The organism is Infirmifilum sp. NZ, assembly GCF_022693705.1.
In the GTDB taxonomy this organism is placed as follows: Archaea; Thermoproteota; Thermoprotei; order Thermofilales; family Thermofilaceae; genus Thermofilum.
In genome coordinates, this window is the sequence record NZ_CP094288.1 from 1,211,800 (window position 1) to 1,233,822 (window position 22,023).

15 protein-coding genes are annotated in these 22,023 nt (G+C 60.9%); 11 read left to right on the plus strand and 4 right to left on the minus strand.

What is annotated here, in order from left to right; all coding sequences use genetic code 11:
* Nucleotide 1: 1 nt before the first annotated feature.
* Nucleotides 2–2,998 (plus strand): S8 family peptidase, encoded by a 2,997-nt coding sequence (locus MOV14_RS06670; protein ID WP_318536554.1) that lies wholly within the window; start codon nucleotides 2–4, stop codon nucleotides 2,996–2,998.
* Nucleotides 2,999–3,220: 222 nt separating this feature from the next.
* Here MOV14_RS06670 and MOV14_RS06675 read toward each other — a convergent pair whose 3' ends face one another.
* Nucleotides 3,221–3,634 (minus strand): metal ABC transporter permease, encoded by a 414-nt coding sequence (locus MOV14_RS06675; RefSeq protein WP_318536555.1) that lies wholly within the window; start codon nucleotides 3,632–3,634, stop codon nucleotides 3,221–3,223.
* 136 nt (nucleotides 3,635–3,770) lie between these two features.
* Between MOV14_RS06675 and MOV14_RS06680 the strand changes: the two genes are divergently transcribed.
* The 5 genes from MOV14_RS06680 to rqcH all read left to right on the plus strand — a co-directional run bounded on the left by MOV14_RS06680 (nucleotide 3,771) and on the right by rqcH (nucleotide 14,150).
* The gene (locus tag MOV14_RS06680) at nucleotides 3,771–3,959 is read left to right on the plus strand and encodes an RNA-protein complex protein Nop10 (protein ID WP_442786703.1); all 189 of its coding nucleotides are present in this window, start codon (nucleotides 3,771–3,773) and stop codon (nucleotides 3,957–3,959) included.
* A gap of 1,316 nt (nucleotides 3,960–5,275) precedes the next feature.
* Nucleotides 5,276–10,552, plus strand: coding sequence for a carboxypeptidase-like regulatory domain-containing protein (locus tag MOV14_RS06685; RefSeq protein ID WP_318536557.1), 5,277 nt, complete (start codon nucleotides 5,276–5,278; stop codon nucleotides 10,550–10,552).
* Between the two features lie 52 nt (nucleotides 10,553–10,604).
* Nucleotides 10,605–11,354 (plus strand): AAA family ATPase, encoded by a 750-nt coding sequence (locus MOV14_RS06690; RefSeq protein ID WP_318536558.1) that lies wholly within the window; start codon nucleotides 10,605–10,607, stop codon nucleotides 11,352–11,354.
* Entirely contained in the window at nucleotides 11,338–11,859 is a 522-nt protein-coding gene (locus tag MOV14_RS06695) for a hypothetical protein (protein ID WP_318536559.1), read from the plus strand. Before MOV14_RS06690 ends, MOV14_RS06695 begins: the two co-directional genes overlap by 17 nt.
* A gap of 440 nt (nucleotides 11,860–12,299) precedes the next feature.
* Complete coding sequence (gene rqcH / locus MOV14_RS06700; protein WP_318536560.1) at nucleotides 12,300–14,150, plus strand: ribosome rescue protein RqcH; 1,851 nt, start codon at nucleotides 12,300–12,302, stop codon at nucleotides 14,148–14,150.
* A 14-nt stretch (nucleotides 14,151–14,164) separates the two neighbouring features.
* Here the strand turns inward: rqcH and MOV14_RS06705 are convergent, their stop codons facing one another.
* The 3 genes from MOV14_RS06705 to MOV14_RS06715 form a co-directional block, all read right to left on the minus strand.
* Nucleotides 14,165–15,727 (minus strand): transposase, encoded by a 1,563-nt coding sequence (locus MOV14_RS06705; protein ID WP_318536561.1) that lies wholly within the window; start codon nucleotides 15,725–15,727, stop codon nucleotides 14,165–14,167.
* Complete coding sequence (locus MOV14_RS06710; RefSeq protein ID WP_318536562.1) at nucleotides 15,720–16,184, minus strand: hypothetical protein; 465 nt, start codon at nucleotides 16,182–16,184, stop codon at nucleotides 15,720–15,722. The genes MOV14_RS06705 and MOV14_RS06710 overlap by 8 nt, the downstream gene beginning before the upstream one ends.
* 747 nt (nucleotides 16,185–16,931) lie before the next feature.
* Nucleotides 16,932–17,240 (minus strand): hypothetical protein, encoded by a 309-nt coding sequence (locus tag MOV14_RS06715; protein WP_318536563.1) that lies wholly within the window; start codon nucleotides 17,238–17,240, stop codon nucleotides 16,932–16,934.
* Nucleotides 17,241–17,459: 219 nt separating this feature from the next.
* On the opposite strand from MOV14_RS06715, the gene MOV14_RS06720 reads away from it, so the two are divergent.
* The 5 genes from MOV14_RS06720 (at nucleotide 17,460) to MOV14_RS06740 (ending at nucleotide 22,023) form a co-directional block, all read left to right on the plus strand.
* Nucleotides 17,460–18,152, plus strand: coding sequence for a CBS domain-containing protein (locus MOV14_RS06720; RefSeq protein WP_318536564.1), 693 nt, complete (start codon nucleotides 17,460–17,462; stop codon nucleotides 18,150–18,152).
* Nucleotides 18,153–18,641 carry a Mut7-C RNAse domain-containing protein gene (locus tag MOV14_RS06725; RefSeq protein WP_318536565.1) on the plus strand — a complete coding sequence of 163 codons (489 nt, stop codon included), beginning with the start codon at nucleotides 18,153–18,155 and terminating at the stop codon, nucleotides 18,639–18,641.
* Nucleotides 18,622–19,266: a TIGR00296 family protein gene (locus MOV14_RS06730; RefSeq protein WP_318536566.1), complete on the plus strand. Its 645-nt coding sequence runs from the start codon at nucleotides 18,622–18,624 to the stop codon at nucleotides 19,264–19,266. The genes MOV14_RS06725 and MOV14_RS06730 overlap by 20 nt, the downstream gene beginning before the upstream one ends.
* A gap of 84 nt (nucleotides 19,267–19,350) precedes the next feature.
* The gene (locus MOV14_RS06735; protein ID WP_318536567.1) at nucleotides 19,351–20,154 is read left to right on the plus strand and encodes a thioredoxin family protein; all 804 of its coding nucleotides are present in this window, start codon (nucleotides 19,351–19,353) and stop codon (nucleotides 20,152–20,154) included.
* Nucleotides 20,155–20,214: 60 nt separating this feature from the next.
* Complete coding sequence (locus MOV14_RS06740) at nucleotides 20,215–22,023, plus strand: ATP-dependent DNA ligase (RefSeq protein WP_318538143.1); 1,809 nt, start codon at nucleotides 20,215–20,217, stop codon at nucleotides 22,021–22,023.

Here is a 22,023-nt window from a genome sequence, read left to right on the forward strand (position 1 = left end):
GATGCGAAAAGCAAAAACATTCGCTAGAGCGTTCGCAGTGCTCCTGCTAATTATATTGGCTCTACCGACAGGCTTTATAACAATCTTCGGGGTTCAAGGCAAGCCCTCAACCACCACTGCCTCCACGAACGCTGATTCAGGAAAGTCGAAGAACCTCGACATCCCCCCCGCCTTGAAGGATAAACTACCCCCGGAGCTCATAGACGGGATCAAGCGGTTGCAGGAAATCGTCAACTCGATCCGCCAAGGCGACAACTACGCGAAAGGCGAGCGCATAGTTGCTTTTAAGCCCTACACGCCCAAGAGCAAGATAGCTGAAATCACCGCCAGCGTCGGCGCAGCCTCCGTAAAGCACCTCGCCACTCTAAGCGTCAAGGGCGTCGAAACCGAGGTCAAGCTCTTGAAGTTCAGCAGCGAGGAGAAAGCGAGGGAAGCTGAGGCTGCGCTGAAGAAGGACCCCAACGTCCTTTACGTGGCGAAGAACTTCAAGGTTTACGCGCCCCCCGTAGAGCATAGGAAGCTTGAAGGAAATATTAACGGCAACGCGGAGGTGAGTCCGAGTGGAAAGACTGCAGACCCCTACTTGTCGTACCAGTGGTACCTCGATAAGATAGGGTACGACCTCGCACCCTTCCCGCTCAGCGCGCCAGTCGTCGCCGTCGTTGACACTGGCGTCCAGTACGACCACCCCGAGCTGTCAGGCAAGGTCATCTTGGGCCACGACTACGTTGACGACGATAACGATCCTTACGACGAAAACGGCCACGGGACAGCCGTCGCGGGGGTTATTGCCGCGAAAGCCAACAACGGGATCGGTATAGCCGGTGTTTCGCCGAGTAGCCGGATCTACGCGGTAAGGGTGCTGGACGCCTACGGTTATGGCGAATTCGAGTGGGTGATGCAGGGGATCCTAGAGGCGGCGGACAACCCCGACGTGAAGGTGATAAACCTGAGCCTCGGCGGGTACGTGTGGTACGGGTCTGACGAGTACAACTTAATGGAATCTGTGATCAACTACGCCGTGTACCAGAAGGGCAAGATCGTCGTCGCAGCCGCTGGAAACGCGGACAACCTCATCACCTACATTTATGACAACGCCTCGACGCCCTACTACGACTTGGTTCCCGTGCCAGCCGCAGTGCCCAGCTGCTTAACTGTAGCTGCGACGGACGAGCTCGACGTGAAGACGTTTTTCAGCAACTACGGCACGAATACGCTGAACTACGTTGACCTCGCTGCACCCGGCTACAGGATCCTCACACTAGACCTTGGCTCCGGGCTCGCCGTGTGGGCCGGGACATCCTTCTCGGCCCCTATAGTGTCCGGGGTTGCGGCGCGCGTCTGGGCCGCGCACCCCGATTGGAGCAACACTCAAGTGATGCAGCAGCTGGTGGCGACGGGCAGGCCCCTCGGGCCCGACAAGGGCTTCCCGGTCACCACGAGAAGGGTTGACCTGGCAAAGGCCCTCGGCGTCGCGGCCACCGGCATTCGAGGCCAGATAGTAGACGCCGAGAACCCGAACCCCTTCTTCGACACGCTGGGAGGCGTGAGGGTGGAGGTCATTGGGCCGTCGAAGAAGTACACGTACAGCAAGAACGGCGGCTTCTTCACGATCACCAACCTAGCTCCCGGCACATACACGGTTAAGGTGTCGAAGTCAGGGTACGTGACGCAGACCGCGCAGGTCACTGTGACCGCGGGCTCCATCACCGAGGACGTCAACTTCTACATGGTCAGGGTCAAGCCAACCACCTACGTCACGGTGGTGACGACCTGGAAGGCGGCAATGCTGGGTATTTACGAGCTGTGGTATAACTTCTTCTATGGCCTGGAGCACCCAGACCTGCCCCGGTGGTACAGGACGGCTGGAGCTGAGATGAATGCTAACCTGCGCATACTCCCAGACGGCGTGAGGGTCTACTGGCGCAACCCCGGTAGCCTGACCGCTCCCCCCTACGCGGTGCTCGTCGTGGACTCTCTATGGATTGGGAGGCCCGTGGAAACCATAGTGTATATTCCTCAACAGGGTAAGACCTACAGCTACGGCCTCGGGATGTCCCCCTACGATGTATGCTGGGGCACTGTGGCGGCCTCGGGGGCTGTCACGAACGTGTACAAGGGTGCTTCAATCGTGCAGACGATAAGCCCGGCTAAGGCTACGGGGACCTCCGACTTCTGGTGGTACGTCTACGACCAGAAGGGGACTGGAGGCGTCGGCGTAGTCAACAAGAGAACGCCGATGTTCGGAGTCGAAGTGCAGGGAAGCTCCCCCACCATCCTCTTGGTCGACGACGACGCCAGCCCGTGGAGACGGGATTACTCCGGGTACTTCAAGTCGGCGCTCGGCGACGCGGGCTACAGCTACGTGTACTGGGACGAGTTTGAGGCCGGGCCTCCCAGCGCCGGCGACCTCTCACGCTACGCGACCGTGGTGTGGTTCACCGGCGACGACTGGAGGACTACGCTGACGCAGTACGAGAGGGAGGCGCTGGCGGGCTTCCTGTCCTCGGGCAGTAAAGGGCTCTTCATAACAGGCCAGGAAATAGGCTACTACTTGAATGTGTACGCGCAGTGGTCGTGGTCGTCTTTCGCGCCCTCGCCTGACGCCGCCTCCTGGTACGAGAAGTGGCTGAGGGCCCAGTACCTCTGCGACAGCGCAACTTTGTGCGGCGCAGCGCTCGCTCTAGCCGGCGCTCCAGGAGACCCCGTGAGCGACGGGATGATGCTGGCCATATCAGGCGGGGACGGTGCAAACAACCAGTGGTGGCCCGACGCGATCCGCGCCGCAGGCAACTCGACTCCCGTGTTCTTCTACCTCGATAGCGACGGCAACCCCCTGGAGATGGCGGGGGGTGTGAGGTTCCCGGCTCCGGTTCCAGCGCCCTCAGCGCCGTACAGGCTCGTCTACCTGAGCTTCGGCTTCGAAGCAATCAGCGACGCCGGTGACAGGGCCCAGCTGATGGACAACATCATACGCTTCCTGAAGACGGGCAGCTAAACCCGAAAAACAATTTTTTTCTCTTCTTCCTTTTTCTTAACCCATCCCCTCTTGTCCCCTCGACCCGCTGTTCTGGACGCGTACACGTTTTTCTAAGTGTCGGGAGCCACCTGCAGGTCGTCCTCCTTTACGCAAGGCCTACGCGCGGGTCTCCGCGAGTTGGATGCCTCGTACAGGTCCGTTCAAAGCCGGGCCCCTGTCCCACAGCCACCGCGGGAAGACTTAGGTGCTGTTTGGATTAACCCGGCGCCGCCCCGAGCAGCGCGCTTGCTTCCAGCCAGCCCACAGCATGTCCCTTGAGTTTCGGGCGGTTGAAATTGCGATGGCTGAGGGTAGTAGCAGGACCACGTGCTCCAGCACGAAGCCTACCACTCTTAGAAGCCCCACGCTTGCGACAGTGAGCAGTGTTACAACCGCGTAGTCGTGTAGCTTAACGTTCAAGCCTATAAGCATCGCATAGTCCCTGTCAACCCCTATCAGGACCTCCTTCCTGTAGAGTATAATGCTGAGAGCCGCTACAGCGGCCGAGACCACGAGCGCGTAGGCCACGTCACTCCAAGTCGAGAGCAGGGGATCGCCCAGAATGTACGACCAAAGGCTGACCTGAGCGGTTACGGGGCGCGCTCGCGCATCCACAGGTCTTGGGGAGGAAGGTTTAAAGGCTTCAAGGTGTTATGGCTTCCCAGGCGGTTTGCGTGGAATAGCGAGGCGCCGGCCTCAATTCAGAATCGCGGCTTCGAGGAGTGGAGGTGGCGGGCTAACCCCCGCTGAGGTGGATTCATTGCTCCTCCACAGGTGCCCGAGCTGCGGCATGTACACCCTGCGCCGTGACAAGTGCCCCTACTGCGGCGGCACCCCCGGGGCAGCGCACCCGGCGAAGTTCTCCCCCGAGGACCCCTACGGGGAGTACAGGCCCGACCGATACCTACACCGAACGGGGAAAGCTTTTACAGCCTGCTAGGTCCTGCCAGCTTGCTTTGAGCTTCAGGAAGATTTGGAGCGCAATGCGGCTACGGGTGTCGCTCGGGTGCCGACCCGCCTTTCCTCGTTGAGGGAGGGGAACGTTGCGGTCTTCACGGCTGACCAGATGGTTTTGCCTCAAAAGGGGGTGCTGAACCGTTTGTGTTTGCGGAAACGGGCACGTGGCTAACCACCCTGCTCCGCAATTAAAAGCTGCGGCGAGATGATGCTTACACACCTACCCCAGCAGCAACGCTCTCCCCGGCGCTGAGCTGGGATGGAAAGGAGCCTTTACGAATTCACGCGAAGCCCTCCTCCGCGCGCTCTACAGCTAGCGGTGGAGCTGCGACGCGTAAGGAAGGATGCGAAGCTCAAGAACGGCCGAGGATTTCGGCTAGCTTGGCTTTCCGTTTGCTCGGCTAAATGCTGTTGGGCGTGCAAAGTCACCTTAATTGCGGTCACGGCTAATAAGGGATGAAGGCGCAGGCTTCCCGCACCTCCCTCTGGGTATGATTGGATGTTTTCGCTGAAGCGCATAAAAAATGCTTATTACCTATCGAGATGGTGTTGAAAGCACGGAGCTTGGCCCCCGGGAAAGAAGGCTTCGCCACATGAAGAGCTGAGACTTTCTCACTTTCTCTCCTTTTTCTTTCTGAAGTAAATCCTAGATGAGTAATTCATTGAGGTTTGAGCAACCACTAGCTTCTTCATGAGTGTGGATCGTTTAAAGGAGAGGCGAAAGAGAGAGAGGAAAATTTGGGGCCTATAGAGGAAAAGTTCGCCACCACTTTTGTAGCCACAAAGGAAAGGTTTGTAGCATTTAAGGGGCATACGAGGCTCGCGTAGTTGCGCAACCCCGACGCCTGAGAACAGCTCATGGAAGTGCTTAGGCTTTACCCCCTAAAGCCTTCGAAAGTAGAATCTGCCTTTGGGGCAGGCTCGGAAGGCATATATAAGCACGTTGCCAGTTATTGAGTGGTGCTTGAGAGCATAGAGAATAGTGTGGTGAGCCAGAGACCTTTCCATGGGACTACGATGCGACGGGAACAGTGCCCAAGCCTTAGGGGCTTAAGCCTGGACGGCTCGTTTGCCCCCGGTTTCGAATGCTACCCCGCGAGTCCTACCTGCGCCGCGACGAAGCCTCGGGAAGCTACCTTTAAGCACGGAGAGATATACATCAGTACCCGGGAGGTATAATCGATTTTCGTCGAAGCAGAATTAGCCGGAAGCCTGATTCTAATTATCAGAAAAGAACGCCTATAAATACCCCGCGAGTCTAAACCCCCCTGAACCCCGAAAAGGGGTGAATGGGAAAGTATGAGCAACAAATACCTGTTAGGAATACTGGCAGTAGCAATCCTAGCACTCGCCCTAACATACACGGCCCAAGCGAAACCCGTCAAGGCCGCAGTCGTCCAGCTTGTAACACCCTGGGGCACGCCCTTCGCCAACCAGGAAGTAACCATAGTCGTCTTCAACGAAACACAAAGAGCTAACTGCATCATAGCCTACGCTAGGGGAGTCACCAACGGCACCGGCCACATCACAGTGAACGTCGTTAGCCCAACACCCCTAGAGGCCAACAAGATCTACTACGGCACCTACAACGCCTCCGTGTTCTGGCACGCATACGGCACAACCTTCCTCCTGAACTCAACCAAGCTCGATATTACAGAAGGACTCAACGCCTCCTCATTCGTCTCAGGACTCAACGGCTCAGCAGTAGTGCTGGGCTATCTCTACAACTTCACCTTCCAGGCGTTGACGAGCATCGGCGGCCAGGATTACCCGCTCTACTACAAGGACCCCGAGAGCGGGCTTACCAACCCCGCGTACTTCGAGGTCAGGCTCAGCAAAGACGGCCCCATAATCTTCTACAGCTACGGCGATAGCCACGCCTTATCGAAGCCGTTCCTCATAGGCGCGATCCAGGTCGACATCAAGCCCACCCTGGCGCCCAACTGCCTCCACATCGAGAAGATGTGGAACACCACCCTCTACAAGGACATCTACTGGGAAATCAAGTACACCTCCGGCAATGGTCAAGTAGCGAGCTTCAAGGTCAAGGTCGGTAGCGAGACGCTCAACTTTGTTGTCACAGGCCTCGACTGGGTCCAGGTCGGCACCTACCGCTCCGAGCTCCAGCCCACGGAGGTAGGCCTCAACACGACCGAAAACATACCTGTACCGCCTGAGAACCAATTCAACTACACGTATCTCCCGTTCCCACAGGACACCGAGGCCCTAACGATCACCGACCGCGCCTACACGTTCGTGGCTAAGGTGTCGGTGTACGACTTCTGCGACAACCAGCTGATAAACTGGGAAGTGCCGGTCATCAAAGTCGAGTTCGCGACGAGCCGCTGGAAGCTGAGGGTAGGCCGAGTAAACCCCGCCACCGGCTACGCGCCCATGGAGGGTCCGCTGAACTTCACGGGCGAGCCGGTGTTCTGGCTGCCCGACTACACCCTGCTCTACGGAGAGAACATCACGATAAGCGCTGAGATCAACGGGATACATGTGTTCACCGAAAGCTTTAACTCGACAGGCATCAGCGACGGAGACACCTGGGAGGTCAGCATTGGCGACACCACGAAGCCGGTGATGGTGGCTTCCTTCGACGGTACCGCCTGGGAGTTCGAAATTCACGTCTCCGTCGTCCAGGTCTCCGCCATTGTGAAGGACAGCGGGATGCCTCCTGTCCAGCCCCTCGGGGGTGCAATGGTGATCATCTCGGCTCCCGGCTTCGACCCCATCAACACGTACACTGACGCGGCTGGCTACATTCAGTTCCCACCCTTCACTCTGCTTGGCGGCGGCACGACCTCTGAAGGCAAACCGTTAATAGTCAGGCAGGGTAGAAACCCCGGCTTCCTGCCGGTCCCGTTCGGCCTACTTACGACGGGCAAGCTCTACAACTACACAGTCACAGTCCTCTACGCGCTCCCAGGAACGGAGAACTACGTCGACGTCACGCCAGACGACAACAAGCTCGCCCTCAACCTCACCGACTACTTCCTTAACTGCGAGGCGCAGTCCTTCACCCTCATCGCCAAAGTATACAACGTTAACATAAAGGTGCTCGACCTGTGCGGCAGACCCCTGTCCATCACCGACGACCCCAACGCACTGCTCGTCATCACCTACACGCCCACCGGAGGCCAGCCCATCACCTTCAGCACAAGCTTAGGCGTGAACGGGACAGTCCCCCAGCTCAGCGTCCCAGGGGGGACCTTCACCGTCAAGCTCGCCTTCAAGGGCGTGCTCATGGACCCCGTCGACGGGCCCAACCCGCTCGTAGTCACCGGTAACATCGCTAACATGAGCCAGGCCATCTACACATTCCCCGTCGGCGACCTCAAGCTCAGGGTTACTCAGTGGGACGAAAACGCGCCGCTTGTCAACATCAGCGTGACGCTAGACTACTTCAAGAAGACCACCAAGACCTACACAGAGACCGCGGTCACCGACTGCCAGGGCATTGTAACATTCCAGAAGGTTCCGCTGAAGTACGACACTACCACCAACTCCATCATCGTCACACTGAAGACAACGCCAGACACGCCGTACATCAGGCACCCCAAGGATGACGGGCTCCTCGTGGGCAAGTGGGACCTCACCACCTTGATCGCCAGCCAGCCAGCAGCGTGCAAGGTAGGCCCAATCGACGTGCCGGCCTGGATCTTCAGCTTCACCCTCAAGGCCGTCGACCATAAAGGCAACATCCTCGAGGAGCTCCCGACCAGCAACGGCGCAGCCCCAGTCATCGTCGCGCTCAACGACACCGACTGGGGCACTGCTTACAACCTGACCCTCTGGTGCAAGGAAGGTCCTGGTTGCCTCTGCTGGCCCGAAATCCCCGTCACCTACAGGATCTTCAACGCCACGGGCAACGCTGATAAAGCCTGGGGCAACGGGCAGAGCAAGGCCGTGTTCAAGTTCACGGGCACCCAGTGGGACAACTCTAAGTACCCGCACCTCTTCATAGCCGGAGCCAACTACAGCTTCATCGTCTGGTACGGAGGCGTCATGGTCTACAACTACAACTTCACCATGCCCAAGCCCAGCGAGCCGCTCAACTTCAGCAACGTGATCAGCAGCCAGGTCATCCTCTTCAACGAGACCAGCGGCAAGCAGACCCTGGTCAAGACCGATAGCCTTGACTACACCTGGCTCCTCAACGCTAAAGGCAGAACCGAGCACCCGATCGTACAGTTCATCGGCGCTAAGTGGTGGAAGGAGGGAGGCAAGAGATGGGAGATTGAGCTCAGGCTCGTCACCTGGGTCGTCAACCTAGACCTCTACACCGTCAGCAAGCTCGGAGCAGGACTCGTACCCGGACTTAACGCCACCCTCGTCAGGAACGACGCCGCCAACTGGACTAAGCTCCTTGAAGCCGCGCTGAAAGGCGACTACTCGACGAGCTACCTGAGCATCACTAAGCCCGACTTCGCGGCCATCAGGTTGCCTGGAGCGGTGGCCTGGAGCGCAGTCGACGATGACAAGAACGGCGTCATCAGCATACCCGTGGCCGTGTGGTTGCCCGGCCACAAGGTCAAGAATGCTCCCGTGAAGTTCGGCGCCAGCATCACCAGTGTCTACGTGCTCGCTGGCAGCAAGTACGGCACGCCCAACGTCCCAGACACGCCGAGCATTGGAGGCGGGCTCTACGGCTACATCGTAGGACCGTACAACATCACAGTGAAGGCTATCGAGACCAGCGTCAGTACAAGCGGCAACGACATAAGCTCGCCAAGCCCGACCTGGTACAAGGACGGAAAGAGCTTCCGCGGCAACAACCACGATTACATGCTCGGCGGCGCCTGGAACGTCACGTACTGGAGCGGAGTCGCTAAGGTCGTCTACACCTCTGCGATGGAGGGCTTCTGCGCCCAGGTCTTCGGCAAGGACCTCAGGGACAAGAGGATACCGCTCGCCAACCAACCCGTCACGGCTGTCGCCGTAGGCGCTACAGATGCCACCTCGACGCTGGCAACCCAGTACACCGGTAGCGACGGCACCGCAACGTTCTACCCGACCAAGGGCTCCACCGTCTCAACGCCCATTGGTAGCCTGCCGGTCTTCACCGGCAACCTCGCCTTCCTCGGCGTCAGCGGCATCTCCTACAAGCTGTTGACCCAGCTCAACTTCGACGACATTCTCAAGCCCTATGGTCTGAAGACCACCGACGTGTTGGACCCCGACACCCTCTGTACAACAGTGAGCTTCACGCTCGACAACAACATGCCCGGCGGCCAGTGCGTGCCTCTCGAGTGGGATGCTATCAAGGTGACTGTCTTCGACTGGAGCGGCAAGCCGCTGCAGAACATGATGGTCGCCGCTATCCGCAGAGAGCCTAGGTCCAAAGTCCTACCCAGCGTCATAGGCTTCACCGACGCTAACGGCAACGTCGTGCTCCTCGTGCCGCCAGACGAGACCCTCAGGTACCAGCTCCTCGTCTACTGGCGCGACAGCTACCTGCTCCGCGCCGCGGGCAAGATACCTAAGGAGATCGTGATCTTCGACACCATCACCGACTACGACACGCCGAGGACCTACAAGCCTGGCTCCGGCACAACGCTCGAGACCTTCGTCTACGTGGCTAAGCTCGTCCTGACAAACGCGCAGGGCGGCGCGCTCAGCCAGAGCATACTCGACAAGATCACCGTCACCGTGACGTGGCCCGACAGCGTCGTCACGCAGCACAAGCCTGCGACCGACGGGAGCATCATCCTGCGCCTCGCCAAGGACACCGTGAAGAGCTGGCCGTTTGACGCGAGCAGCAAGTACAGCCCCGAGACGCCCGCTGACCACGGCCAGGCTCCGCACGGCGCCTACCAGGTCGTCGTTGACCTCGCCGGCGTAGGGACTGTCGCGAAGCAGTCCATCAAGATCGAGAAGGGCAGGTTCGAGACCAGCCTCCAGGTCTTCCAGGTCAAGCTCGACATCTACGACGTGCAGCTCACATTCACCACGCCGTTCGGCACCCCGATGGCCGGAGCCACCGTCACCATCACCACGCCCGACGGGAGGAAGATAACCGACACCCTCGACAGCAGCGGTAGCATAACCGTGAAGGAGGTGCCTCCAGGCAGCATAAGCTTCAGCGTCGACAGCTGGAAGGGCCTCGCCGTCGGCTACACCGGCTCCGCCGCTAGGCAGCCCGCCATCGGAGTAACCGTGCCCACCATCGGCAAGCTCACCGTCAAGGTCATCGGCGCCAGAGGCCAGGGCATCGAGGGCGCCACCGTGACCATCAAGAATGTTGGCACCTTCACCACCGACGCCAGCGGAGTAGTGACCATGGAGCTCCCGCAGGGCAGCTACGAAATAGCGGCCAGCAAGGGCGGCAGGACCGCGAGCACCACCGCTAACGTCGCCGGAGGCCAGTCTGCCACAGCTGAGCTCAAGCTCGACATCTTCCTGACCATCGCCGGCTGGGAGATGAGCAGCAGCGAGTTCCTCGGCCTAATACTGCTCCTGATACTCCTCGTCCTCGTGATCTTCATCATCGCCCACGAGTACAGCATCTACAGGCGCCGCAGGCTCGCCAAAGTCATCGCACCCGCCGAGGCAGGAACGCAGACCCGCTAGAACCTTTAAGCTAAAAATAACCTTTTTTTGCCTTTTTTCTTCTCCTTTTAGCGTGTCCGTCTCAGACGTGCTCGGCATTCTCCCCCTCCCACCCTACAGTAGGAGAGGCTACGCTAGGCAGCCCCCCGTTCTCCGTCTCAGGGTCGGCGCCCCGTCCCTTGACTCGCTCCTGAGTGGGGGGCTCGAGCCGGGCTGTGTCTACGACTTCACGGGTGAGGCTGGTAGCGGCAAGACTCAGCTGTGCATGCAGCTCTCGGTCAACGTCCAGCTCCAGCCCGACTCCGGCGGCCTGGGCAAGAGGGCGGTGTATATCGACACGCGGGGCGATTTCTCCCCCGAGAGGGTCGTCGCCATGGCCCTCACCCGCGGCCTCGAGCCCTCTGAGGCCCTCGGCGGCATAACCTACGCACGCGCCCTGAGCCTCCAGCACCTCCTCGTCCTCCTGGACAAGTCCCTCCAGGAGGTCGTCGCGGGGGACGCTGGGCTCCTCGTGGTCGACGAGCTGACGGGGCTTCTGCGCTCGGAGGCTCTGGATGCGAGGGAGAGGACAGAGGCGTACTCGAGCGTCGTGAGGGCCCTCTGGCGCGTGGCGAAAGCGGGGTGCGTGGTCGTGGCGACGAGGGACGTCGTGTCAGCCGACGGCCTCTCGCCGGCTGGGGGAGCCCACCTGGACACCTACGCCTGCCTCTCGGTCATGCTGAGGCGCCGCGGCGAGCTCAGGGACGCCTTAGCCCTCTCGAGCCCGTGGAGCAGAGCCTCGGCTACTTTCAGGATAGGTGAGGGCGGTGTCGAGGAGCCCTAACCCGTTGCAGATCCTGCGCGGCGGATTCGTGCTCGAGCTCGCTGGGAGGCCGGGCTCCGGGCGGCGAGACGCGGCCTACAGGCTCGTTTCGAGGCTAGGCGGGCGCGCCCTGTACCTGGACTACTCGGGGACAGCGTGGAGGTCTCGTGGAGGGTGGCGCGGAGTCTCGTTCGAGACCCCCGACGGCCCGCTCGAGCTCCTCTCAGCCCTAGCCGGAGCGGAGGAGGAGGAGCTGGTCGTCCTGGACAGCGTTCCCCGCGTCTTCCACGCGTTCCAGCTCGACTACAGGTCGCGGTGGGGGCTCGTAGCGTCGCTCCTAGCTCTAGCCGTGGACAGGGCGTCCCGGGGCCTGGGCTCCCTCTTCATAAACTACTGGGACGGGAGCAGGAGCTTCGGCGAGCGGATGCTCGGAGTCTACTACACTCACAGGGCCCTTGTCGCCAGGAGGGACAGCCGCGTGGTCCTGGAGCTCTACCACCCGATCAGCACCTTGCTGGAGCTGTGACCTCGCCCGGCGTACCAACCTCCTCATAGCTCAGCACTGGATTACCGCGGTTTTCATAGGCTCAGAGACTTCGGGTGGATCGCGGGATGCTAGGCAAGCTGGGCTTGACGGCGACGGGAATCGTGATTTCCTTGACACTTCTCGCCGATTTGCTGTTTACCCCAATCGCATAGTGAGCGCTGAGGACGCGCTACTTGCTTTACCTCCGGGGTAAATCCTCGCCTTCGCATCTGAGAGTCAACACATAATGCTTCATGGTGACTCCCTCTGCTTTGGCCGAGTGGTGCTTAGAGAAGGCAGACGCTCCGGGTATGTTGCGGACACTACTGGGTATCGATCCTCGTCGGCCCGTCGCGTACAGCCTCTCTATCGTTCGTGTAAAGCTACACGCTCTGCGAGAGCGGGGTAACGTTATTTACCCGTAGCGGCCTGTAGAAACTGTGTCTGTCGCTACGTCTAGGAGGAGCGTCAGCCTCCTTGATGTGTACAAGATTTGGGACCTGTTCGCCGGCCTCGAGGGCTCCAGGCTGGCGAAGGCCCTGCTGCGGGGTGAGCTAGCTGTCCTCCAGTTCTCGAGCGGGGTGCTTCTCTTCCATCCGAGGAGGGGGCCTTGCCCCGCGCCCGGTGATGTGGAGCTCACAGCTCCTCAGCGCCTGAAGCAGCTCGGGGACCTGGAGGGCAGGCGCGTCACGGCCGTCAGCGTAGTAAACGACGACAGAGTTCTGGCTCTCGACTTCCACGGGTTCACGCTCGTCCTGGAGTGGGTTAGGGAGGGGAACATCATCCTCCTGGACGGGGAGGGCAAAATACTCTACGCCTACAGGCAGAAGTCGATGCGCGACCGCTCCGTCAAGCGGGGGGAAGCCTACACCCCGCCCCCCAAGCTGGCCGACGCCTCAGAGCACCCCCTCGTCGTTGCGGAGAAGGCCCTGGCGCTGGGCCGCAGGAGCCTCGTCACGGCTCTCTCCCAGGCCTCCTCCCTCCCGCCCGAGGTCGTGTACGAGGCGGCCTTCCGGCTTGGAGTGGACCCCAGCTCGGCTCCCGGGTCGGTCGGGGAGGCCGTACGCGTCTTGGAGAAGGCCAGGGAGATCTTCGTCGAGGCTCTCGAGGATAAGAGGGGCGGCTACGTGGTCGAGTCCGGCTCGCGGCGCGCGGTGTACCCCTTCAACCCGCTGCACCTCAGCGACCGGGCATTCAGGGTGGATTTCCCAGCCGAGTTCCCGCGCTACATGGCCGAGTCCCTGCTCGCGGAGGAGCACGCCCCCGAGTCCTCGCCGGCCGAGAAAGCCCTGGAGGCTTTGAGGAGCCTCGAGGCCGCCGCGCGCCTAGTCCTCGACAACGCGCCGAGGATCCAGGGGGTGCTCGAGCACTACCGAGCGCTCCGCGAGCAGGGGCTCAGCTGGCGGAGCATAGAGGAGGCTGTGAGGAGCGCGCACCCCGAGGTCAAGAGCATAGACCACGAGAGGTGGAGCATCGTGGTGTCGATCGGGGGTGTTGACGTGGAGGTGGACGCTAGGAGGAGCGCTTACGCGAACGCGGAGTCGCTCTTCGAGAAAGCTAAGTCGCTTAAGGCGAGGATTCCGCAGCTCGCCGCTAAGCCGGAAGAGCCCGTCAGGGTGAGGGTCTCCCCTAAAGGCGGTGGGCGCGAGCCCTGGTACAGGGACTTCAGGTTCTTCTACACCACCAACGGCTTCCTCGTCGTCGCGGGCAAGTCTGCCGGCCAGAACGAGCTGCTGGTCAGGAGGTACATGGAGGACCGCGACATTTTCCTGCACGCGGACATCCACGGCGCTCCCGCAACAGTCCTGAAGACGGGTGGCCGCGAGGTCCCCGAGAAGGACATATACGAGGCCGCTCAGTTCGCCGCCTGCTACAGCAGCGCTTGGAGGGCCGGCTTGGCGGCAATCGACGTCTTCTGGGTCCCCGCCTCTCAGGTCTCCAAGTCTCCCCCCAGCGGCGAGTACCTGGGGAAGGGGGCGTTCATGATCTACGGGAAGAGGAACTGGATCCGCGGGGTGCCGCTGGAGCTCCTGGTCGGCTACGACGGAAGCAACGTCGTGGCCCTACCCGCCTCGAGGAGCCCCCAGGGGGGCTGCTTCCTTAAGCTCACGCCGGGCCCGCTCTCCAGGGAGCTCACCTCCAGGAAGATCGCGGACTTCCTCTTGAGGGAGTGCAGGGTGAAGGTCAAGGTTGCGGACATACTCAAGCTCCTCCCCTCCGGAACCTTCCACGTCGAGAGGTGGGTTAGAGTTGGCCGCGCCTGGCCTCATCTACCCCCTTCACCTTTCTGAGGGCCCCTAGCGGGTCATGGGTCGCCCCTTTTCGGGGCGGGCCGCCGTGCTAGGCGGCCTTCTGCCCGCGTTGCCGCGGGCACATCCCCTCTTCGCGCCGCGCGCGGCACCCCCGGAGTCCCGCGAGGGGGAGCCGGGGGAACTGGGGCCGGGGCCTGCTGGCCATTCTCTGGTGCCGTTGCGTAGTACCTCTTCGCCAGCGCTCGTGGGCGGCTCTGGAGCCAGCTCTGCAGCGCTTCGATGCGCTTCTCTGCTCTGCACGCCTTCAGATAGAGCTTTGCAGCGTTGAATGCTGCGGCCCAGTCCCTGCCGTAGATCAGGCAACAGCGCGTGCACTTGTAGTACCTTCTCTGAATCTCCACCCCCTCTTTCCCGCAGAGGGGGCACCGCTTGCCCGAGACGTTGTTCTCCGGCTTGAACCACCTAGCGCCCTCGTAGGGCGCTAGGTTCTCAAGCCTCTTTGTCACTTTGAGCAGTGTTCGCTGTAGCTGTGAGCCCCTCAGAGACTCGGCACGGGGCACGTCCGCTACGAATACGACGGTGTAGCCCTGATCCCTGAGCTTCCTGACTAGGCCTCTCATTTCCTTGAGCACGCCTCTAATCCAATCGTCGTTGAGTTTCTTCACCTTCCTCGACGCCTGCCTTGCAATGCGCTCTGCTCTCTCAGGGGTCAGGTTTAACCTCGCCCTGAGCTTCTCCGCGAGCCTCAGCGCCTCCTCCACTGCTGAGCCCCTCCCCTCTCTCTGCATTCCTCTGACATCCCTCCTTTGCTTGAACCTCTGTATGGCTTCACTCCAGCTCCCGAGCTTCGAGTAGCTGTGCATCAGCGCCGCGAGGAGCCTTAGTAGAGTCGTGTTGGGAGGCTTGAACACGCGCTGGGCCAAGAGCCTGGCTTTGCTGTCGAAAGTGAAGGCCATCACGTACAGCCCGTGAGAGCTGTTCACATCCACCGCGATCACAGCGAGCTTACCGTCGCCGTCCCACAACGCCTGCTTGACCACGCGGTGCGCAACCAGGCGGAGCCTCCCTTTAGCCGTTAGTTGCAGCGTCAGCTTAACGTCGCCGAAGCGCTCGACATCCTCCATCACCGCTCTGACCAGCGAGGGCCTCAGCATTATCGCAATGTTAACGCTGGGGACGCGCAACACGCCCCTGGACGCGTCGAGCACCGTAGCGGCGCTACTGGCGCCGTGAAGCCTACCGCCATTATTAACCACCTTGACCAGCAACGGTATTGGAGGCGGCATGAACCTGTTGCGCTTCTTAGACTTCCCCCTAGTCTCCGCAACCATCCTGCGCCACTCCGCGGCGTAGTAGAACAGTCCTTTCGGTAGCCCAGCCAGCCTCGAAGCCTCCTCGATCAACGCTTCGCTAAATCTCTCCGGCTCCTCACTGAAGTCCTCGCCGTGCCTCTTTCTGAGTGCCCTGCATGCCTCCTTGACCGCGCTCGACACCTTAAGGTAGAGCCGCTGAAGCCTCAGCCTCACCTCCCTGTTGGTCTTGACCCGCCAAACCCTGTAGGCATCAACTCGCTTCTCGCCGTTCCCGTTCCTCTTACTCCCACTCTTCTCACTCATACTCCTCACCTCTCCACCCCTGTAGGGGCTGGGCTTCTAGCCTCGGCCCCCATCCGCCCCCACGCCCAGAGGCGTGAGGTGCGGGGGAGCCGCAGCACAGCCCAGCCCCCACAGGGGCGCTGCGTAGCGGCGTTGATATCTCACACCCTGTGAGCCTGCTAGCAGTAGCTGAGCTACGAGTAGCGGTTAGCTGTGGCTGAGCCCTGCGCGGATTAGCGTCCACAGCGCTGAGCGCGTCGATCAGCACCAGCGGTCGCGAGCATAATCTCACAGCCTGTGACTCGCCACCCCGGTCCACGCGCCGCGCGCGGTCCCAGGCGCGTGGGCGTTCAGCGCGGCCCTCCCGCCGAGCCACGCCCAGCCCGGCGGCGCCCTCGTTGCGGTAGCGGCCCGTCCACCCCCGAGGGCAGGGGGCCGGCTGCCAGGGGGCGGCGGGGTAGGGCAGCCCGAGAGCCAAGCCCCTTGCCCTAGCCCGCGCCCAGGCCCCTGCGATCGGAGCGGGGCGCAGGCCTCGGGCAGCCGGCTTGCGGGCGGGCACTACCGGCCCAGAGCCGGGCCCCTACGAGCAGAGCGCGGCCCCGCGTGCCGGCACCTTCACGCCTCCGCAGCCGCGCCGGGAGGCCCCTGCGACCGGAGCGTCCACAGGCGCGGCGCCTCACAGACGTAGCCCGCCGCCCCCCTCGCGGGGGGCCCGGCCCTCCCTCTAAGCCCAGTCCCGCCACGTCCCAGAGGAGCGTGAGAGGGTGGGCTTAGAGGGAGAAAAAAATACTTTTTAAGGGGCTCGCTCTCGGGTGCCCAGGCCCCGGCCGCCACTCCCCCCTAAACACTAGCACGAAGGGGTCATTGCAGCCTAGGTGGCCGGGGCTCGCTACATACTATGCACGCTGTTTTGCCCCCTCCCGCCCCACTATCTTTTCCCCGAGAGTGCAGGCGCCCCCTCTTCCCCCGCTACGGGCGCCAGTTTTCTCGGGGAAGCACTCTGGCCCGTGCCGCTGAAGCCGGCTCACGGATCACCGGCCGTTGCCTGCGGCAGCGGGCCTCAATACCCTCCTTGGAGAAGGGGGTAATATTTATTCCGATGATTACCCTGAAAGTATAACATCGTTACACTAGTTATTGCTACTTCAGGGTTTTTCAGCAGGTAGCTGTTGCTTCTCCCGAGCATACGGCGACGTAAGGAAGGCCAGGATCTGCAGCCACATCGCTACGGTGATGCTCCGCAGGAGGCAGCTCCGTCTCCGCGCCGAATAAGCCTCAAGGCTGACTCGCCGCAAGCCACTTCCTCGATGCTGTAGCCTAGCAGGGCGAGCAGGCCGCAGGCGCGCTCCGTCAGGTAGACGTAGCGCACGTCGCCTACCACAGCCTCCCCCACGAGGCCAGCTGAGCGCAACCTCTCAAGGGCCGAGGCGAAGTGCCTCGTGTTCCTCGTGCCGAATGCCCTGCTGAGGGACTTGAGTTGCCTGAGCCTCCTGAGCGTTTTAGCGAGGCCGGTGAGCTCGAGCCAGCTGGCCACGCTCTCTCAAACTCCCTTTGTCTACCTCGGCCATCGTGCTAGGAGGCTGGGGGATGTAAAGTTATCACACACACTGTGTCCGCTAAAGCTGCGCACGCGGTGCTCGAACACCCTCCTGCAACTTCTCCAAACCAGCTGGAAGCGAGGGAAGCCGTAAGTCGAGCACGGGAAGAAACAAGGGAAAATTAAAAAAAGTAGCATTGCTACAAAAGTATCATTGTGACATACAGCGAGGGAGTCCTGAAAGCCGAAACTTTGCAGGGAGTCTTGGAGGAAGTGAGGCGGGACGCGTTCAAGAGCCTTGTGGCCTCGGTAGGGGGAGAGCTTGTCTACCTGGGCTCCCTCCTGTCCAGAGTTGTTGGTGGTAGGAGCAGAGTAAGGGTCATCAGAATATCAGGCAGGCCGGCCTTCAGCGTGGCTCTGAGGAAGGTCTCCGCCGGTAGCTACCTCGTATCAGAGAGGGGCAATAGGGCCTACACCCCGCGCTCCCTAGTGGTCTACATGCTCGAAACAGGGATGCTGAGCGCTCAAGCGCTCCTAGAGAAGCTCAAGCCCCACAGGCTGCCGTGCCTGAAGTGCAACTCCACGCTCAAGACGGCCGTAACGGCTCTGCGGGAGAGGGGCTCGATCGCGCTCCCAGTTTGCTACGCCGGCCAGGTCACCGGCGTTCTCACGGTCGCCGACGTCGTGCACTACATCCTCAGTGCCGAACACTCGAAGCACCAGCTGGTCCACACGAGGGTCTCGCGCGTGGCGGGGTCTCTGCTCGAGCTCGAGCCTCTGGACGAGCTGGACCCGGTCGACGCGCTCAAAAGGTACTCCATGCTCTCCCACCGGACGACCGGCGGCGTCCACGTCTACGACTCATCCAGTCTTCAGAGCGCCCTGGCTGCGATAGCGGGTGTAGTGTGAATGGAGGTGCTGGTAGACGGCATGCTGGGCAAGCTGGCAAGGTGGCTTAGGTTGCTCGGAGTCAAGGCTCTCTTTTATCCCAACGCCGAGGACAGCGAGCTGGAGTCCGCTCTGGAGGAGAACCCCCGGATGCTCCTCCTCACCAGGGACAAGGCTCTCTACAGCCGGCTCTCTAGGAGAGGCTTCAAGGTGCTCCTCGTCCCCCAGGGCCGCGACGAAGACGTGCTCGCCCATGTCCTGAGCGCGCTGGGTGTGGAGCCCGCCTTCAAGCCGGATAAAGCGCTCTGCTCTATCTGTGCCTCCCCCCTACTCCGCGTCCCTCGCGAAGCCGTCGCGGGCAGGGTGCCTGAGAAGGTTTTCCAGACTTACAGCGAGTTCTACGTGTGCACGGGGTGTGGACAAGTTTATTGGCTCGGTACTCACATCAGAGAGATGGAGAAAGTGCTGGAAAGGGTGAGGTGCATTCAGTATGGTAAAGCTCTCTGTTGAGGAGGGGGGCTTCCTCGTCAGGCTCGCCAGGAGGGCTGTGGAAGAGTACCTCGATAAAGCCGTGATAATCTCTCCTCCCCCCGAGACGCCTAGAAGCCTATTGGAGAACTCCGGCGTCTTCGTAACGATCGAGAAGATCGTCGTCAACCCGCTCACCAGGCAGGCTAGACGGGAGCTGCGGGGCTGCATAGGGTACCCGGAGCCCCTCTTCCCCCTCGCTGAAGCCACGATCCGCTCGGCGATCGCGGCCGCAACAGAGGACCCGAGGTTCCCGCCGCTCACGCCCAGGGAGCTGGACGAGGTGGTTTTCGAGGTCAGCGTCCTGACGAAGCCGGAGCCCCTCCACTACAACGACTACAGGGAGCTCCTGGACAAGGTGAAGGTCGGGCGCGACGGGCTCCTAGTCGAGTACGGCATGGCCAGGGGTCTCCTCTTGCCACAGGTCCCGGTCGAGGAGGGCTGGGACACGGAGACTTTCCTGAGCTACGCGTGCCTAAAGGCAGGGCTCCCTGAGACGTTCTGGAGGACTGGGAAGCTCAGGGTTTACACCTTCCAGGCCCAGATCTTCGTGGAGGTGACGCCACGGGGGGAGGTCACCGAGAGGCTCCTGGAGATACCGCCCTAGCTTCTGAACCCTTGCGACCAATAAAAAAGATAACTTAATTATTGTGTGTGACGAGGATTCGTGTAGGAGTCGGTGGTGGGCTAAGTGGCCAAGGAGATAAAGGTCTTCCTCCCCCGTGACCCGAAGGCCCAGGAAATGCTCGAGGCCTTTAAGGCTGAGATGAACGCGATGCCTAAGGGGGAGAGGCCTCGCCTTGTTGTCAGGCTCCTCAGCCTGAAGGACCCTTCGAAGTTCGAGGAGTGGCTTCAGAGCCTAGAGGAGGTGTTCGGCGGGATATACGTGGCGGAGTTCAAGAAGTACGGGATCAAGGCGGTTCCAGCCGTGGTCGTGGATAACGAGAAAGTGGTAGAGGGCAAGTACCTCAGCCGCCAGGAGATAAAGCTCCTCGTTAGAGGCCTCTCCCCCGAGCTGGCCAGCATCCCGCCCCTGGAGGCACCCCGAGAAGAGCTGCAGCCGGTCGAGGTTCCCAGGGAGGAGCCACCGGTAAAGCCGGTCCAGCCGCAGCAGGTAACGCCGAAGAAAAAAGTCGAGACACCCCCTCCCATAGAGCTAGCCCCCGTCGAGGTGCCCGAATCCCCAGAGCCCACAAGGCTGGAGGAGCCCAAGGTGAAGCAAGCACCCCCCGCGCCGCAGACCAAGCCCCAGCCCCAGCAGCCCCCTCAGTACCCTAAACCGCAACCTGTCGAGAGAACCGTACGGGCTGAAGAAAAAGCCCCGGTGAAAGTGCAGCCCGTGGCGCCTCAGCCTTCTCCAAGGGAGGAGGGGGTCGCCGGCACCTGCTTCACCTGTCTCTTCTACGACCAGGCCAGGGGTAGGTGCAGGTTATTACATGTCGCGGTACCTGATCCTAACAACCCTCCGTGCGGTAGGAGGAGGCCGCGGCAGTGAGCGTTGCATTGAGCGATCAAACCTTTAAATTCAGGTAGGGCACTCTACAAAGGGGGGTTGATAGTGTCTGCTAATGACCTACCCTATAGTGTTCTCGTGGAGTTCTACGAGAAGATCGAGAGCACGTCCAGCAGGCTGGCCATGACAGACTACCTCGTGTCGCTCTTCAAGAGGACGCCTGTGGACGTGCTGGACAAGGTAATCTACCTCACCCAGGGGCAACTCAGGCCAGACTACGAGGGAGTTGAGCTGGGCGTCGCGGAGAAGCTCACGCTGAGGGCGATATCTAAGGCGACAGGCGTCCCTGTCAAGAACGTGGAGGAGCTGTACAAAAAGGTAGGCGATCCGGGTGTTGTAGCCGAGCAGTTGCTCTCCAGGCCGAAGCAGGCGGCGGGTCTGCTCGGCTTCATAGGCGAGGAGGGCACAAAGCGCGAGCTCACAGTTTCTCAGGTCTACAACGCGCTGATGAAGATTGCCCTAGCCTCGGGCGAGGGGAGCCAGGACACGAAAATAAACACCCTTGCGAGCCTGCTGTCGGACGCTAAGCCGAAGGAGGCTAAGTACATCGTGAGGACGGTCACGGGCAGGCTCAGGCTGGGCATAGCAGACATGACCATACTCGACGCCCTAGCTGTGGCCTTCACCGGCTCGAAGGCCGCTAGGGATATCCTGGAGAGAGCTTACACGAAGAGGCCTGACCTGGGCTTCATCGCCAAGGAGCTAGCTTCAAAGGGCATTGACACTGTAAAATCTATCAAGATAGAGGTTGGGATCCCAATCCTACCCATGCTAGCCGAGCGCCTGAGCGATCCAGCCGAGATCATCGAAAAACTCGGGGGGCAGTGCTTGGTTGAGTACAAGTACGATGGCGAGAGGGTTCAGGCTCACAGGAAGGGGGATAAAGTCTGGCTCTTCAGCAGGCGCCTCGAGAACATAACACACCACTACCCCGACGTCGTCAGCTACATGACCTCTCTCAAGGCCGAGGAGTTTATAGTTGAGGGCGAGATTGTGGCGTACAACCCTGACACGGGTGAGATGCTGCCTTTCCAGGAGCTGATGCACCGCAGGAGGAAGTACGACGTGGATAAAGCCATGAAGGAGTACCCCGTGAGAGTCTACCTCTTCGACGTCATCTACCTGAATGGCGAGGAGATGATCGAGAAGCCTCTCCCAGAGCGAAGAAAGGTTCTCGAGTCGATAGTCCCCGAAGGTAGCGACGACGTGCTGCTCTCCATGGCTAAGCTCGTCGACAATCCCAAGGACCTCCTCCTGTTCTTCGAGGAGGCGATAAGCGAGGGTTGTGAGGGGGTGATGTGCAAGTCCGTCTCTGCCCAGAGCGTCTACCAGATGGGTGCAAGGGGCTGGCTCTGGATCAAGTTCAAGCGTGACTACAGGATGGAGATGACGGACACCGTGGACCTGGTTGTTGTCGGTGCTTTCCACGGTAGAGGGAAAAGGGCTGGCACCTACGGAGCCCTGCTTATGGCGGCCTATGATCCCGGGAGCGACACCTTCAAGACCGTCTGCAAGGTGGGCACGGGGTTCACCGACGAGGACCTAGCTAACCTCCCGAAACTCCTAGAACCGTATCGAATCCCCCATCGCCATCCAAGGGTCGTGTCTAGAATCGAGGCAGACGTGTGGTTCGTGCCCGCGGTAGTGCTAGAGATAATTGGAGCCGAGATAACTCTCAGCCCCCTGCACACCTGCGCCCTAGGCAAGATAGAGGCGGAGTCCGGTCTAGCCATCAGGTTCCCGAGGTTTACGGGGAGATACAGGTTTGACAAGAAACCCGAGCAGGCCACCACGGAGGCGGAGCTCATCGAGATGTACAAGTCGCAGCGCAAGACTGTATTGCAGCAGTGA

Excerpts from the sequence above, each read along its gene's own strand:
- MOV14_RS06670 (WP_318536554.1), top strand. The coding sequence starts at position 2 with ATGCGAAAAGCAAAAACATTCGCTAGAGCGTTCGCAGTGCTCCTGCTA.
- MOV14_RS06685 (WP_318536557.1), top strand. The coding sequence starts at position 5,276 with ATGAGCAACAAATACCTGTTAGGAATACTGGCAGTAGCAATCCTAGCA.
- MOV14_RS06705 (WP_318536561.1), bottom strand. The coding sequence starts at position 15,727 with ATGAGTGAGAAGAGTGGGAGTAAGAGGAACGGGAACGGCGAGAAGCGA.
- MOV14_RS06725 (WP_318536565.1), top strand. The coding sequence starts at position 18,153 with ATGGAGGTGCTGGTAGACGGCATGCTGGGCAAGCTGGCAAGGTGGCTT.
- MOV14_RS06730 (WP_318536566.1), top strand. The coding sequence starts at position 18,622 with ATGGTAAAGCTCTCTGTTGAGGAGGGGGGCTTCCTCGTCAGGCTCGCC.